The 14,844-nt window shown below is 64.4% G+C and carries 12 protein-coding genes and 1 pseudogene; 6 read left to right on the forward strand and 7 right to left on the reverse strand.

The genetic code is table 11. From position 1 onward, the window contains the following. Nucleotides 1-11: 11 nt before the first annotated feature. Both EN885_RS13420 and EN885_RS13425 read left to right on the forward strand, forming a co-directional pair. A pseudogene (locus EN885_RS13420) lies at nucleotides 12-203 on the forward strand (LLM class flavin-dependent oxidoreductase); the annotation flags it as partial. Nucleotides 204-367: 164 nt separating this feature from the next. Then, nucleotides 368-1,369 carry an LLM class flavin-dependent oxidoreductase gene (locus tag EN885_RS13425; protein WP_126104069.1) on the forward strand — a complete coding sequence of 334 codons (1,002 nt, stop codon included), beginning with the start codon at nucleotides 368-370 and terminating at the stop codon, nucleotides 1,367-1,369. 63 nt (nucleotides 1,370-1,432) lie between these two features. Here EN885_RS13425 and EN885_RS13430 read toward each other — a convergent pair whose 3' ends face one another. Next, on the reverse strand, nucleotides 1,433-2,464 hold the full coding sequence (locus tag EN885_RS13430) for a LacI family DNA-binding transcriptional regulator (RefSeq protein ID WP_095485077.1): 1,032 nt from the start codon (nucleotides 2,462-2,464) through the stop codon (nucleotides 1,433-1,435). Nucleotides 2,465-2,681: 217 nt separating this feature from the next. On the opposite strand from EN885_RS13430, the gene EN885_RS13435 reads away from it, so the two are divergent. Genes EN885_RS13435 through EN885_RS13445 form a run of 3 tightly spaced genes read left to right on the forward strand, consistent with a single transcriptional unit; the run spans nucleotide 2,682 to nucleotide 6,549 of the window. Continuing rightward, the gene (locus EN885_RS13435; protein ID WP_164759102.1) at nucleotides 2,682-4,271 is read left to right on the forward strand and encodes a sugar ABC transporter ATP-binding protein; all 1,590 of its coding nucleotides are present in this window, start codon (nucleotides 2,682-2,684) and stop codon (nucleotides 4,269-4,271) included. After that, nucleotides 4,268-5,584, forward strand: a complete 1,317-nt coding sequence (locus tag EN885_RS13440) for an ABC transporter permease (RefSeq protein WP_126104071.1) — start codon at nucleotides 4,268-4,270, stop codon at nucleotides 5,582-5,584. The genes EN885_RS13435 and EN885_RS13440 overlap by 4 nt, the downstream gene beginning before the upstream one ends. After that, nucleotides 5,581-6,549 (forward strand): substrate-binding domain-containing protein, encoded by a 969-nt coding sequence (locus tag EN885_RS13445; RefSeq protein ID WP_127291257.1) that lies wholly within the window; start codon nucleotides 5,581-5,583, stop codon nucleotides 6,547-6,549. Before EN885_RS13440 ends, EN885_RS13445 begins: the two co-directional genes overlap by 4 nt. 92 nt (nucleotides 6,550-6,641) lie before the next feature. Here the strand turns inward: EN885_RS13445 and EN885_RS13450 are convergent, their stop codons facing one another. Genes EN885_RS13450 through EN885_RS13475 form a run of 6 tightly spaced genes read right to left on the reverse strand, consistent with a single transcriptional unit; the run spans nucleotide 6,642 to nucleotide 13,931 of the window. After that, a complete protein-coding gene (locus tag EN885_RS13450) occupies nucleotides 6,642-7,103 on the reverse strand; it encodes a MarR family transcriptional regulator (protein ID WP_127291489.1) in 462 nt (153 codons plus the stop codon). Beyond that, on the reverse strand, nucleotides 7,100-7,684 hold the full coding sequence (locus tag EN885_RS13455; protein ID WP_095484568.1) for an amino acid synthesis family protein: 585 nt from the start codon (nucleotides 7,682-7,684) through the stop codon (nucleotides 7,100-7,102). Before EN885_RS13455 ends, EN885_RS13450 begins: the two co-directional genes overlap by 4 nt. Next, on the reverse strand, nucleotides 7,677-8,558 hold the full coding sequence (locus tag EN885_RS13460; RefSeq protein ID WP_095485079.1) for a hypothetical protein: 882 nt from the start codon (nucleotides 8,556-8,558) through the stop codon (nucleotides 7,677-7,679). The genes EN885_RS13455 and EN885_RS13460 overlap by 8 nt, the downstream gene beginning before the upstream one ends. Further along, on the reverse strand, nucleotides 8,558-10,099 hold the full coding sequence (locus EN885_RS13465) for a 6-hydroxynicotinate reductase (protein ID WP_128241608.1): 1,542 nt from the start codon (nucleotides 10,097-10,099) through the stop codon (nucleotides 8,558-8,560). The genes EN885_RS13460 and EN885_RS13465 overlap by 1 nt, the downstream gene beginning before the upstream one ends. After that, the gene (locus EN885_RS13470) at nucleotides 10,096-13,071 is read right to left on the reverse strand and encodes a molybdopterin-dependent oxidoreductase (protein WP_128241609.1); all 2,976 of its coding nucleotides are present in this window, start codon (nucleotides 13,069-13,071) and stop codon (nucleotides 10,096-10,098) included. The genes EN885_RS13465 and EN885_RS13470 overlap by 4 nt, the downstream gene beginning before the upstream one ends. Further along, on the reverse strand, nucleotides 13,068-13,931 hold the full coding sequence (locus tag EN885_RS13475; protein WP_128241610.1) for a xanthine dehydrogenase family protein subunit M: 864 nt from the start codon (nucleotides 13,929-13,931) through the stop codon (nucleotides 13,068-13,070). The genes EN885_RS13470 and EN885_RS13475 overlap by 4 nt, the downstream gene beginning before the upstream one ends. 304 nt (nucleotides 13,932-14,235) lie before the next feature. Here EN885_RS13475 and pncA point away from each other — a divergent pair, with 304 nt between their 5' ends. After that, nucleotides 14,236-14,835 (forward strand): bifunctional nicotinamidase/pyrazinamidase, encoded by a 600-nt coding sequence (pncA, locus tag EN885_RS13480; protein WP_126104078.1) that lies wholly within the window; start codon nucleotides 14,236-14,238, stop codon nucleotides 14,833-14,835. The last annotated feature ends 9 nt before the right edge of the window (nucleotides 14,836-14,844 follow it).

A 14,844-nucleotide genomic window follows, 5' to 3' on the forward strand; every position in this document is an offset into this window, starting at 1 on the left:
GCCATGACCGCCTGTCGCCAATCATCGAAGGCAGCAACGCTTCGCAATCACTCGCCAATTCGCTCGATCTTGCCCGTCATGCTGAGCGGCTGGGATACAAGCGCTACTGGCTGGCCGAGCATCACAACATGCCGGGCATCGCCAGTGCCGCCACCTCCGTCGTCATTGCTCATGTCGCCGGTACCAGGACGATACGCGTCGGCGGCGCGCATGATCCGGGAACCGGGATAAGTTCCGGGAGGACCTCGAATTCAAAATGCCAGAGCGTCCTTTGCACCTGCCTGGACGCGCGGCGTCTGTTCAATTTTTTGAATTTGCGGCCGTGGCGGTCGCTTCCTACATCCCTCCCGTCCACAGGATCCCCGCCATGACCGCTCTTTCCGTTCTCGACCTGTCGCCGATCGTCGAAGGCAGCAACGCTTCGCAATCGCTCGCCAATTCGCTCGATCTCGCCCGCCATGCCGAGCGGCTGGGATACAAGCGCTACTGGCTGGCCGAGCATCACAACATGCCGGGCATCGCCAGCGCCGCCACCTCCGTCGTCATTGCCCATGTCGCCGGCGGCACCAGGACGATACGCGTCGGCGCCGGCGGCATCATGCTGCCCAACCATTCGCCGCTGGTCATCGCCGAGCAGTTCGGCACGCTTAACGCATTGCATCCAGGGCGCATCGACCTCGGCCTCGGCCGGGCGCCGGGCACCGACATGGGCACGGCGCGCGCGCTACGCCGCAACCTCGAGGCCGGCGCCGACAGTTTCCCGCAGGATGTCGTCGAGCTGATGGGCTATTTCCAGCCGGCCGAGGACGGTCAGCGTATCCGAGCCGTGCCCGGCGAGGGCGAGCAGGTGCCGATCTGGATCCTGGGCTCAAGCCTCTATGGCGCGCAGCTCGCCGCCATGCTCGGCCTGCCCTACGCCTTCGCGTCGCATTTCGCACCGGCCGAGCTCGACCACGCGCTGGAAGTCTACCGCTCGCGCTTCCAGCCGTCGGAACAGCTCGACAAGCCCTATGTCATGCTCGGTCTCAATGTGTTCGCTGCACCCTCCGACACCGAGGCGCGGCTGTTGTTCACCTCGCTGCAGCAGGCCTTCGTCAATCTGCGCACCGGCCGGCCCGGCCGATTGCCGCCGCCGGTCGAGGGATATGAGCGCGACCTCGACGCAATGGCCAAAACAATGCTTGGCCAGGCGCTGTCCTGCGCCGTCGTCGGCGCCCCGGAAACGGTCAGGCAAGGCATAGAAGCGTTCGTCCGCCGCACCGGCGCCGACGAGCTGATGGTCACCGCCCAGATTTTCGATCACGCGGCGCGGGTGCGATCCTTCGAGATCCTGGCCGAAGCCCACAAATCGCTGTCACAAGCGGCCTGACGGTCTTTTTATTTGATGCATGTCGTTATCCCAAAACCGCTGCACACTTTTGGGCGACATGCATCAGGCGCTGACGCTTTGTGCGATCGCGCCCAAGGGCGGCCCAAGTGGCCGGCATGAATTGCGGATCATCAGGCGTCCCTTGAGCGCCAGCTTGCGCGGCGGCGCGTCCCTATTTCCGGCGAGCCGGTCGAGCAGCAGATTGGCCGCCTGCTCGCCGATTGCCTGCACCGGCTGGGCGACCGTGGTCAGTTGCGGCTGGAACACGTCCGACCATGGGAAATCGTCGAAGCAGGCAACCGAAATATCCTCCGGGCAGGACAGCCCGATGTCGCGGATCGCCTTCATGGTGCCGATCACCATCGGATTGTTGGCCGAGAAGATCGCGCTCGGGCGGTCGTGCAGCGAAAGCAGCTGCATCGTCGCGTTGTAGCCGTCGACTTCATGGAAATTGCCGAAGCGGATAAGCTCGTTCTCGACCGGCAGGCCGGCAGCCTGGAGGGCCTCGCGATATCCCGTCATGCGGTCATGCATGGGCGAGATGTCGAACGATCCTGAGATGTAGCCGATCCGCCGGTGGCCGAGATCGATCAGATAGGTGATGGCGTCGAACACCGCGCGCTGGTTGTCGAGGACGACGGTGTCGGTATCGACGCCTTCGCAGACACGGTCGAGCAGCACCACCGGCACGTTGGCGTCATCGACAATTCTCTTCAGGATCGCGCCGTCGCCGACGCGCGCGACGATCAGCCCGTCGACCATCCGGTCGAGCAGCAGCCTGATCTGGTCGTCCTGCGTGTTGAGATCCTCGTCCGTGCAGCACAGCATGACCGCGTAGCCGGCGCGGTCGAATGCCTGCTGGATGACCGACACGACATCGGTGAAGAACGGATTGGTAATATGGGGAACGGTAAGCCCGATGGTGCGGGTCGTCCCCATTTTCAGGCTGCGGGCGATCGCGTTGCGCTTATAGCCGATGTCGCGGATCGCCTGTTCGATGCGCTGGCTGAGTTCGGGACTGACAGTCGCGGTGCCATTGATCAGCGCTGAGACGGTGGCGACCGAAACACGCGCCACTTGAGCCACGTGCAGCATGGTCGGGGCCGTGGACTTCCGCTGCTTTTTTCGCCCTGACGCCATCATTTTCGAAACGTTTCACCGCCTTCTGGCTGCAATATCTACGGAATCTTGCGGTTCCGCGCAAGAATTGAAATTCGTTCACCGGCCTCACCAGATATCAGCTTGACACGATCGAAACGTTTAGATTAGCGTTTGAGACGTTCGACGACGGCGGAAGGGAGGCCGTTCTGTCATGGAGCATGGCAATTCCATCACGTCCGGAGATGATGCGGCTGCGGCCGGCCGCTCGGCCGTGGTTTTGAGCGCCGAGCACATCTCCAAGACGTTTGGTGGCATCGCCGCCCTTGTCGATGTCGGCTTCGACCTGCGGTGCGGCGAAGTCCATGCGCTGATGGGGGAAAACGGCGCCGGCAAGTCGACGCTGATGAAAATCCTTTCCGGCGTCTACACGGATTACGACGGAACGGTGAATATCGATGCCCATCCGGTCCGTTTCGCCGGCGTCCGCGACGCCGAGCACGCCGGCATCGCCATCATCCACCAGGAACTCAATCTCGTCCCCGAGCTCAGCGTTGCCGACAACATTTTCCTAGGGCGCGAAAAGCTGATCGCCGGACTTATCGTCGACCGCAAGGCAAGCAGCCACGCCGCCGGCGCGCTGCTGCAGAGGCTCGGCATCGAGCTCAACCCGGAGGCGCGGGTCGGCAGCTTGCGCGTCGGCGAGCAGCAGCTGGTCGAGATCGCCAAGGCGCTGTCGATGTCGGCGCGCATCCTGATCATGGACGAGCCGACATCAGCGCTTTCGCCGGCCGAATGCCAAAGGCTGTTCCGGATCATCCGCCAGCTCGCCGACAGCGGCGTGGCGATCGTCTACATCTCGCACCGCATCGACGAGGTCATGCATCTGGCCAGCCGGGTCACCGTGTTTCGCGATGGACGCCACGTGCTGACCGAGGCGATGGCAAGGCTCGACGAAGACACCATCATTTCGGCGATGGTCGGGCGAAGCCTGCTTGCCTCTTCCCAGGAGGAGCGCGGCCCCAGCGGCAAGGTCGTCCTCGCCGTAAGTGGCTTGTCACTGTCGAAACCCGACCGCCACGGCTGGCGGACCGCGCTTGACGGCGTCGGCTTCGATCTTGCCGAAGGCGAAATTCTGGGGATAGGCGGGCTGCTGGGCTCGGGACGCACCGAAATCCTGGAGACCATCTTCGGTTCCAGCGGCGGACGCGCCGGCGGCGAAATCCGGCTCGACGGCATGCCGGTGGAAATCCGTTCGCCGCGCGACGCCCGCCGGCTCGGCATCGCCCTGGTGACAGAGGACCGCAAGACGCAAGGCCTGCATCTTCAGGCGTCGATCACCGACAATGTCGCGCTGCCGCTGGTCGGCGCGCTGGCGCGGTTCGGCCTTCGCTCTCTAGCCGGCGAGCAAGGCCTAGCGCGGCACGCCGTCAAGGCGCTCGGCATTCGCTGCGGGACCATCGAGCAGCCGGCCGGCACGCTGTCCGGCGGCAACCAGCAGAAGGTCGTCATCGGCAAGTGGCTGGCGACGCGGCCGCGGGTGCTGTTGCTGGACGAGCCGACACGCGGCATCGATGTCGGCGCCAAGCGCGAGATCTACGATCTCATCTTCAAGCTGGCGCGAGACGGGCTCGCCATCGCCGTCATCAGCTCGGAATTGCCGGAGCTGCTGCATCTTTCCGACCGCATCCTGGTTATGGCCGATGGTCGCCAGACGGGGATCCTCTCGCGCGCGCAAGCCAGCGAGGAGGCCATCATGCGGCTTGCGGCGCCGCGCCGAACCATGACGAGGCCTGCCGCATGAGCATCTTGAACATCCTGTCCCGGACGAAGCTCTATTGGGGCCTGATCGCCATCTTCCTGATCGGCGTGCTGGGCTCGCCGATCAGCTCCAAGGGCAACAACATCTTCCTGTCCTACGGCAATCTGCTCGATGTGCTGCGCCAGGTGTCGACCACCGGCCTGATCGCCACCGGCATGACGGCGGTGATCATCACCGGCGGCATCGATCTTTCCGTCGGCTCGCTGATGGCGATCTGCACCGTGGTCTGCGCCATGCTGCTGACGGTTCCGGGTGTCACGCCGGCGGTGGTGCTGGGGGTGCCGACAGTTGCCGTGGTCGCCCTTTGCCTCGGCATCCTGGTCACCCGCTTCATCTTCTTGAACATCGAAAAATCCCGCGCCGGCTCGCAAGCCACGCACGACATCAGGCTGGATAGCGTTCGTGGGTTGGTCACGCCCGGCATTGTCGGGGTGGTCCTCTGCAGTCTCGTGCTGTGGTTCCTGCTGCCACAGGTAGGCTCAAAATTCGGCGTGCTCGGCGTGTTGCTGGTGGCGCCTTGCGTCGGCTTGCTGTTCGGCGCGCTCAATGGCTTCATCATCGTTGCCGGGCGGCTTCAGCCTTTCATCGTCACGCTGGCGATGATGGTGACGGCGCTCGGCATCGCCCGGCTGACTGCCGGCCAGAACAATGCGGTGCTGCCGGTCTACACCGGGTCGAACGCCACCGCGGATTTCGAGATTCTGCGCTCGCTGGTCTTCGGCGTGATCCCGATGCCTGGCCTGTTCTTCCTCGGAGCGATCCTGATCTACGGCGCCGTGCTGCGCTTCACGCCGTTCGGCCGCTATGTCTACGCCATCGGCGGCAATGAAGAGGCGGCGCGGCTGTCCGGCATTGCCGCCGGCCGCGTCAAGATCGCGACCTACGCCGTATCCGGATTGCTGGCCGGCGTTGCGGCAGTGCTTTATGTCGCACAGTACAGGCAAGGCAAGCCGGATGCCGGCGCCGGGCTGGAGCTCGATGCGATCGCCGCCGTGGTCATCGGCGGCACCAGCCTGATGGGCGGACGCGGCAGCCTCATCGGCACATTCTGCGGCGTGCTGATCTTCGGACTGCTCTCGAACATCCTGCAATTGCACAACATCAATTCGAACCTTCAGCTCGTGCTGAAGGGGATGATCATCATCGGCACCGTGCTCGTGCAGGAGCGCAATGCCTTTGATCTTCTCTTCTATCTGCGCCTGCCTGGTGGAAAAGCGGCGCACAAAGAAACGACCGCAGCAAAGCGGCCGTCAAAAGAGACCCCGTCTCTAAATCTTGGAGGAAACAAGAAATGAAACGACGTGACATGTTGAAGCTTGCCGCTGTCACCGCGGCGCTGCTGACCACGACCGCGCTTTTGACCAGCGGCAACGCCTACGCGCAGGACAAGAAGTGGAAGATCGGCTTCTCGCAGGTGACGACCATCGAGCCGTGGCGCGCCCAATTCAACAAGGACATTTTGGCTGAGGCCGCCAAGCATCCGGAAGTCGAGCTGATCGTCACCGACGGCGAGGACAAGACCGAAAAGCAGGTCGCCGATGTCGAGAACCTGATCCGTCAGGAAGTCGACGCGCTGCTGGTGTCACCGAAGGAATCCGCCGGCTTGACCGGCGTCGTGCAGCAGGCGATCGATGCCAAGATCCCGGTCTTCGTGCTCGACCGCAATGTCGAAACCAAGGACTACACGCAGTTCGTCGGCGGCGACAACAAGCTGATCGGCCGGGCTGCCGGTGAATACGCCGTCGAGCTGCTCGGCGGCAAGGGCAAGGCCGCGGGCAATGTCGTCGAGATCTGGGGCGGCATGGGCACCCAGCCAGCACATGACCGCCATGACGGCTTCCATGAATTCACCGACAAGGAGCCGGGCATCAAGTACCTACTCGACCAGCAGTCGGGCGACTGGAAACAGGATCAGGCCTACAACATCATGGCCACGGCGCTGCGCAACAACGAGAAGATCGACCTCGTCTACGGTCACAACGACCCGATGGCGTACGGCGCCTATCTTGCCGCCAAGGATGCCGGACGCGAGAAGGACATCAAGTTCATCGGCATCGACGGCCTGCCCAATGAAGGCGTGACGCTGGTCAACAATGGTGAGCTGACGGCGACCTTCACCTATGTGACGCCGGGCGCCGAAGGGCTGCGGCAGGCGATCAAGTTCCTGAACGGCGAGAAGGTCGAAAAGACCATCACCTTGCCGACGGAGAAGATCACCAAGGAAAACTCGGCTCAGATCCTGAAGGACAACGGCCTCTGAGGCGAAATCGTCGATGACGGCGCCCCTCTCCCCGTTCTACGGGGAGAGGATGCCGGCAGGCAGGTGAGGGGCAGCGCTGACCAAGGCCGTGCTCACGCCAGCTTGGCCAAAAGCTTCATGAAAATCGCGGCCTCCTTGGCGGAAAGCGGCGCCAGCGTTTCCTGCGTGATATCGCGGGCGATCGGGATCAGCCGCTCGATGGCATCGCGGCCTTCAGCGGTCAGATTGACCAGCAGGCGCCTTTTGTCGACCTCATGCTTGGAGAGCTCGACCAGACCGCGCGCCTTGAGCCGGTCGATGACACCTTTCACCGTCGCCGCATCCATGGCGATCAGGCTGCCAAGCTGGTTCTGAGAGGTCTCGCCGACGTCGTGCAATTTGGCCAGGGCGGCAAATTGCGGCGGTGTCAGGTCGGCGATATGTGCCGCGAAGATCGAGACATGGCGCTGGTGCGCCTTGCGCAGGATGAAGCCAACCTGCTCCTGCAGGCGGTAATCGTTTTCGTCAGGCTCCTCCGCCTCGACCAGCTTGAGCTTGATGTCTTCGGCGCTCACCGCAGTCCGTCCCATGCCTTGATGTCCTTGGCCGCGAGGCCGCCCATGCGATCATGCACGCGCGGGCCGCAGGTCATGGCGAGGCAGAACAGGATCTCGTCGGGACGAGGCCCGTCGCTGATGCCGACCTCCATGGCATCGAAATGGCTGCGCACATAGGCGGCGTTGATATGGCCGAGCGGCACGTCGAGCTTTGAACCGAAGGCGCCGACCTTCTTTGCCGATGGCACGATCGCCTTGGCGTCGCCGAGCCGCTCGCGCATGGCGTAGCCACCCGGCACATGCCATAGCGCGCCATGCTCGAGCTCGCCGGCGATACCGACGATGGCGCCTTTGCCATAGCCGTCGATCTGCTTTACGTCGCCGCCCAATGCGGCGATGAGCTTGTCGGCGAGCAGCAGGCCGAGCGGCTTCAGATCGTCCATCGCGCTCTGCAGGTCTTCCACGTAGCGGCCCGCGAACGGGTTCTTCACCACAGCCATCGCAGCGGCGCGGCGGCGCGGCACCTTCGCCACCGGCCCGCCCTCGTGAAAGATCTCTTCGGTCAGCACCGCAACCTTGCGGATCGCAAACTCAGGCATGGGCAATTTCCTTCCTTGATTTCTCGTTGGGCGCAGCGAGCGCCATGGGACCGGCGATCCGTGCCTGACCGGCAAGGAAAAGCGCTGAGGCGGCAATCAGGCCGTGTCGCCGAAAATCTTCGACGACAGCAAGCCCGCTGTCCAGCGCAGCGGCTATTTCGCCTGATGAAAGCACGCCGACGCCCTGGGTGACCAGACGATCGCCAAGGTCGCTGTCGGGCGCCAGATCGCGCGCCGGCACGCGCTCGATGGCGGGATGACCGGGCAGATCGACGGCATTGGCGATCAAGGTCGCGGCGGCATCGGCTTCAGCACCCGTCCGCGCCAGCACGGTGACTGCGTCGGCGATGCCCAGCGAAAAGGAACGGCCGCGCCAGCCGCTCGTCGCGACGCCGCGGATCCCGTCTTCGGCGCGGATCGTGATACGATCCGCCAGTCCATGACCTGTCCCGGCAATGGCGAGGGTCATGGACCGGCCGTTGCCGAGATGGATCGCGCTGTCACCGCCATTGTTGACATAGGCGCGATCGAGCCGGCGCCCGGCCAGCAACGCGCCAAGCATTTCGTCGGCTACCGAACCGGCGACGGCAGCCATCGGCGTGATGAATTGTTTCGCTAGCGGAACAACCGCCGCCTCCATGCGCCGCGCCGTCGGCCCAGCGAAAGCACGTGGCCGCGACGAAGCAGGACGGCGCAGTTCTGGGAGGTCGTCGACGATCTCCTGCAGGATTGTCTGGAACCGCGCCACCGCCTGGCTGTAGGCGGCGCGGCATTCGTCCGCATCGCCAAAAGCCTCGATGATCAGGTCGATCGGGCCATGATTGAGATGCAGCCGCCTGCCGTCCTCAAGCCAATGTGCCTGCGGGCCGTTCATCACCCGGACCCGTTGCTCGCGGCACGCCGCAACTGCGCCAGCGGCGGCCACGGATTGCTGGCCGGCGCGCCCGTGCCGCGGCGCGGATTGAGGTACTCACCGCCCTTGGCAAGAATATCCTCGACGCTGCGGATCTCAGCTTCGTAGCCACCAAGCCTGACATAGTCGTCGCGGCGCAGGGTGAACTCGATCGGCGCCACCAGCGCCGGCGTCGGCACATAGCCGAAGGCACCTTCCGGCACCCGGGTGACATCGACCATCAGCGTGATGCCGCCGCCCGGCCAAACATAGACCGGCGCGCCGCCAACGGTGACATAAGTCGTCAGGCCCTGCACCGAGCGGGTCAGATTGACCGGGTTCTCGGTGACACCGGCGCGCAGCGAGCCGCCGGCACCGCCGACGAACAGCACGGTGCACAGCGCCGGCTCGCAATTGTCCTCGATCAGGCCGACGGATTTCTGCAGCCGCTCCGGGAAGGGCTTTTGCACCGGCTTCAATTCATCATCGAGCTCGTAATAGGCGAACTGCTCGCCGGTGGTCGAGACCATCAGCAGCGACAGGCCGGGGCGGGCGCCCTTCTTAGCGTTCCATTCGCCGAGGATCGACAGCGGGTCGGAAATGCTGGTGCCGCCCCAGCCGAGGCCGGGCTCGGACACCTTGAAATAGCGGCCCGGCGTCGAACGGCGGCCGATGATCTTGATCCCGGTATCCTGCCAGCCGAGCACCTTGCCGGCCTGATGCTCGGAGACGACGCCGGTGATGTGGTCGTCGACCACCACCACCTCGTCGACCAGGCCGCGCCACTGGGTGGCGAACATGCCGATGGTGGCCGAGCCGCAGCCGACGCGCATGCGATGTTCGACCTTGCCGTCGATGACCGGTGGCTTGCCGGCTTCGATGATGACCGTGGCACCGCCGTCGATGGTGAGCTCGACCGGCTTGCGGTTGCATAGATTAAGCAGCGCATCGCAGGTGGCGCGACCTTCGGCCTTGGAGCCGCCGGTCAGATGATGCACGCCGCCCAGCGACAGCATCTGCGAGCCATATTCGCCTGTCGTGACATGGCCGATTGCCTCACCCGCCGCGCGGACCGTGGCAGTCTCGGGACCAAGGTGGCGGTCGGTGTCGATCTTCACCTTGACGCCGCAGTAGGAGAAGATGCCCTCGGTGACGACGGTGACGAGATCGACGCCTTCGACCTCCTGGCTGACGATGAAAGGCGCAGGCTTGTAGTCGGGATAGGTGGTGCCGGCGCCGATCGCGGTGACGAAACGGCGGCCGGTGTTGACCAGTTCGCCGTCCCATTCTTCGCCCTCGGCGACAAAAGGCACAACCACAGCGCCGGTCTCGGCTGCATGGTCGAGGATGGTCAGCGGATCCATGCGGACGATCCTGCCGCCGACATTGCCGTAGCGATCACAGGCGCCGGTGCGGCCGTCTGATATGTAGCACATGACCGGGCAGGCGTCGCAGCGGATCTTTTCCGCCACCTGCTTCTCGCCGGGATCGTGGGTCTCGAAGCGTTCGGCAAGCTCGCTCATTGGCGTGCCTCCTTATCGCGGATCGCAGCGCGGATGCGGCTCGGCGTCGCCGGAATTTTGGCGACCAGGACGCCGGTGGCATGGCGGATGGCATTGAGGATCGCGGGCGCCGTCGGGATCAGCACATGCTCGCCCAAGCCCTTGGCGCCAAAGGGTCCTTCCGGATCCGGAACTTCGATCAGGATGGTCTCGATCGGCGGCACGTCGCCGATGGTCGGGATGAGATAGTCGTGCAGGTTTTCGGTGCGGCCGGGAATGTACTCCTCCATCAGCGCCATGCCGATGCCTTGCGCGATGCCGCCCTCGATCTGGCCTTCGGCGAGCAGCGGATTGATCGCCTTGCCGACATCATGCGCGGCGGTGATCTTGATCAGCTTCACCGTGCCGAGCTTGAGGTCGACCTCGAGTTCAGCGATCTGCGCGCCATAGCCGTAGACCGCATAGGGCTTGCCCTGGCCCTTGGCGTCGAGCGGCAGCGTCGGCGGGTCGTAGCTTTCCTCGGCACGGAAGACGAAGCCGTCAGCATCGGCCTTCAGCGTGGACAGATCGATATGCCGCGTCGCTTCGCCCTCGCGGATGACCAGGCTTGTGCCATCCAGAGCGATCGCTGCCTTCTCCGACACATTGGCGAAGCGCAGCATGATCTCGCGCAAGGCGCCGCCGGCCTTTTCGGCGGCCTTGCCAGTGACGAAGGTCTGGCGCGAAGCAGACGTCTTGCCGGCATCGGGCGTGATCGCCGTGTCGGCGCTTTTCAGCCGGAATTTTTCGAGCGGCAAGCCAAGCGCGTCGGCGCAGATCTGGGCAATGACCGTGTTCGAGCCTTGCCCGATATCGACGGCACCCTGATGCAGGACGACGTCGCCGGTGGCGGAGATGCCGACTCTGATGGTCGATGGATTTGGCAGCGAGGTGTTGCCACAGCCATACCAGCAGGAGGCGACGCCGACGCCACGTTTCCTGCTGTCATTGGCACTGTTGAATTTTTCGGCATCGGCAAGCGCGCGCGTCCAATGCGGCCGCAACGCTTCGAGGCACTCGGCAATGCCAACGCCTGCTTCCAGCCTCTGTCCGGTAACCGTTTCGGAGCCGTTACGAAGACAGTTTTTCAGGCGAAAATCGAGCCGGTCCAGCCCAAGCTTTTCGGACAGCTCGTCATAGAGTGTTTCCTGCATGATCGTCGCCTGCGGCACGCCGAAACCGCGGAAGGCGCCGGAGATCGGGCCATTTGTGTGGATGGCGCGGCCTTCGGCACGGTAATTCGGCGTCGCATAGGGACCGGAGGCGTGCACCGGCACGCGGTTGGCGACGGTCGGGCCCCAACTCGCATAGGCGCCGGTGTTGAAATCGCCTGCGAAGACCATGCCGGTGACGCGGCCATCGGCATCGGCGCCGATCGTTGCCTTCATCTCGGCGGGATGACGCTTGGTGGTCGAGATCATCGATTCGTTGCGGGTATAGGCGAGTGCAGCCGGCCGCCCGGTCTTCATCGCGACCAAGCCGATCAGCGGCTGCAACGAGACGTCGAGCTTGGAACCGAAGCCGCCGCCGGTGGCTGTCGGCACGATACGCACCTTGTCAGCGGCAAGGCCAAGCACTTTTGCCACGTCGTCGCGATCCATGTAGGGCGCCTGCGTGCAGGCGACGACGACGAGCGTGCCGCCATCCATATAGGCATGGCCGGCTTCCGGCTCGATATAGGCGTGCTCGACATAGGAGGTATCGATGGCGCCGGAAACCACGAAAGCCGCGCCGGAAAGCGCGGCTTCGGGGTCACCGCGCTCGACGAAGCCAGTGGTGAGCAGGTTTGCCGGCCGGTTCTCGTGGATCAGTTGCGCGCCGCCGGCTTGCGCCTCGCAAGGCTGCAGAAGGTATGGCAACTCGGTCCAACGAACAGGAAAATCCGAAAGATCGAGATCGAGGATGGCCTCGCGCTCGCCGGCAACCAGCGCCACTGCCTCGCCGCGAAAGCGCGAAAAGCCTTCGGCCAGCGCCGGCTGGTCGGCAAAAGGCGCAATGACGCCGAAGCTGTTCTTTCCCGGAATGTCGGCAGCGGTGAAGACGCCGACGATGCCGGGACGGGTTTTCACCCAGGCGTCGAGATCGCCGAAGGCGAAGCGGGCGTGATGATGCGGCGAGCGCACCACCAGCACCGCCAGCGCATCGGCCGGGAAGGAATCCCCGCCGAATTTTTCGCCGCCGGTGACTTTCGGCAGGCCGTCGAGCCTGATCGGAGAGGAGCCTACAGCATGGCCTGAGATTGGCATTCTGCGGTCAAGGTCGAGATCGAGCCGCTGAAGTTGGTGCTGCCCCTCACCCTTACCCATTCCGGGGCGAGCCACGGGTCTCGCCCGTCCTTCGGACCCCCGTGAAAGACGGGGAGAGGGGGACGCCAGCGCTGGAGCTTCGTCCTTCTCCCCGTCACTGTACGGGGAGAAGGTGCCGGCAGGCGGATGAGGGGCAATGCCGTCCGTCGATAGTTCGCTCGCGAACCGTCCAGCATCCATCACCGCCGCAACGATCTTCCGGTACCCGGTGCAGCGGCACAGGACGCCGCCCAGCGCATCCTGGACTTCGGTTTCGCTCGGGTTCGGCTCCCTGTCCAGCAGCGCGGTTGCCGCGATTAACAGGCCGGGCGTGCAGATGCCGCATTGCGCGGCGCCATGGTCGAGGAACGAAGCTTGCAGCGCCGACAATCTGCCATTGGCGAGCCCTTCGACCGTGGTCACCACGGTGCCAGCGGCAGAAGCCACTGACATGAGGCAGGCGCAGACGGGTTCGCCGTCGACAAGCACCGTGCAGGCGCCGCAGTCGCCGGCGTCGCAGCCGATCTTGGTGCCGGTCAGGCGCAATTCGTCGCGCAGCACCGAAGAGAGACGACGAACCGGCGGCACGCAGACAGAAACGGCGGCGCCGTTGACCTCGAAGGCGATGTCGGCCCGCTCCATGCTCATGCCAGGCTGAGCTTTGCTCATGCCGCCACCGCCTTGTCATTCGATGCGTGACCCGCGGCATCAAGCACGGCGCGGGCGACGATCTCGCGCACGGCGTCCAGCCGGTATTCGGCGCTGCCGCGGACGTCGCCGATCGGCGACAGCTCGTCCATCGGCGCGGACTGGATCGCAGTGACGAGGGCGTGGTCAACCGGGAGGCCGCGCAAGGCTGCTTCGACACTTGCAAGACGTTTGGCGACCGCTGAACAGGAGCCGACGGCGACGGCAGCGTTGCCGACGATGCCGTCCTCAACGGTCAGACGGGCGGCCGCCATGGCTATGGAAATGACGAGATAGCGACGGGCGCCGAGTTTCACGAAAGCCGACGTGCCGGCGGAGGCGTTTTTCGGCACGCGGATGGCGGTGACCATTTCGCCCGGCTGCAGTTCCGTGCGGCGGTTTCCCAGGATGAATTTTTTCAGCGGCAGATGGCGGGCCATCGCTGCCGAGCGCAGCTCGACCTCGGCGTCGAGAATGAGCAACGCCGGCACGCCGTCGGCGGCCGGAGAGGCATTGCAGAGATTGCCGGCGATGGAGGCGACGTTCTGGATCTGCACGGAGCCGACTTCCCGCGCCGCCTGCTTCAGCGCATCGAACGCCGCCGGCAGCGGATGACGGACAAGATCGGTCCAGGTCGTGCGCGCGCCGATGACCCAATGGTCCTCGGTTTCGGCGATATCGCGCAGCGTTGCGAGACCGTTGATGTCAAGGACATTCTCGCGGAAAGGCTTGGCCCCTTGTGCCGGGTAGAAATCGGTGCCGCCGGCAAGGATGCGCCACGAAGCCTCGCCAAGCAAAGCGAGAGCCTCGTCGACGGTGGTGGGTTTCGCGTAACGGATCACGCTTTGCCTTCCCAGAAATAGGGATCCTTCCGGCATTCGGGCCGGTCAAATTCATTCGTATGCAAATGATATCAAGCCGGGAGGAATTGTCAAAGCCAGAGTTTCGGGCCGCTCTCCGCATCGGCGCGGCGGCACGCATTTGTTATACCGTTGGAGGTTGACGCAGCCGGCCATCTGGTCGAGTTTCTGCATCCGGTCGCGTCCAGCGGCATTTTTCGGTGGAACCTGGCTTCGAACACCGGATTCCACGTTTCGGCAGACTTCCGGTTCGGGTCATGCCTCCGGACAAACAAGAGGGAGGCCCATGGCCGACGAAGCGCTTGTCATCATCGACCTGCAGAACGATTTCTGCCCGGGCGGCGCGCTGGCGGTGGCCGGCGGCGACGAGATCGTGCCACTGGTCAACGACCTGATCCGGCGGACCGAACATGTCGTGCTGACGCAGGACTGGCATCCCGCCGGCCATTCGAGCTTTGCCTCCAGCCATCCCGGCAAGCAGCCGTTCGAGACCATCGAGATGCCTTACGGCCAGCAGACGCTGTGGCCGGACCACTGCATCCAGGGCAGCCTAGGCTCGGACTTTCACTCCGGCCTCGCCTGGACCAAGGCCGAACTGGTCATCCGCAAGGGCTTCCGGCCGGCGATCGACAGCTATTCGGCTTTCTTCGAGAACGACCATACGACGCCGACCGGCCTTGCCGGCCATCTCAGGGAGCGCGGCATCGACACGCTGACCCTGGTTGGTCTTGCGACCGATTTCTGCGTCGCCTTTTCGGCGCTCGATGCGGTCAAGCAGGGCTTCCACACAACAGTGCGGCTCGACGCCTGCCGCGGCATCAATCTCAACGGGTCCGTCGAGACGATGCTGAACCGGATGCGTGATGCCGGCGTGACGCTGGCTTGAACATCACCA

The sequence above is a fragment of the Mesorhizobium sp. M6A.T.Cr.TU.014.01.1.1 genome, from assembly GCF_004022765.1.
GTDB lineage: Bacteria > Pseudomonadota > Alphaproteobacteria > Rhizobiales > Rhizobiaceae > Mesorhizobium > Mesorhizobium mediterraneum.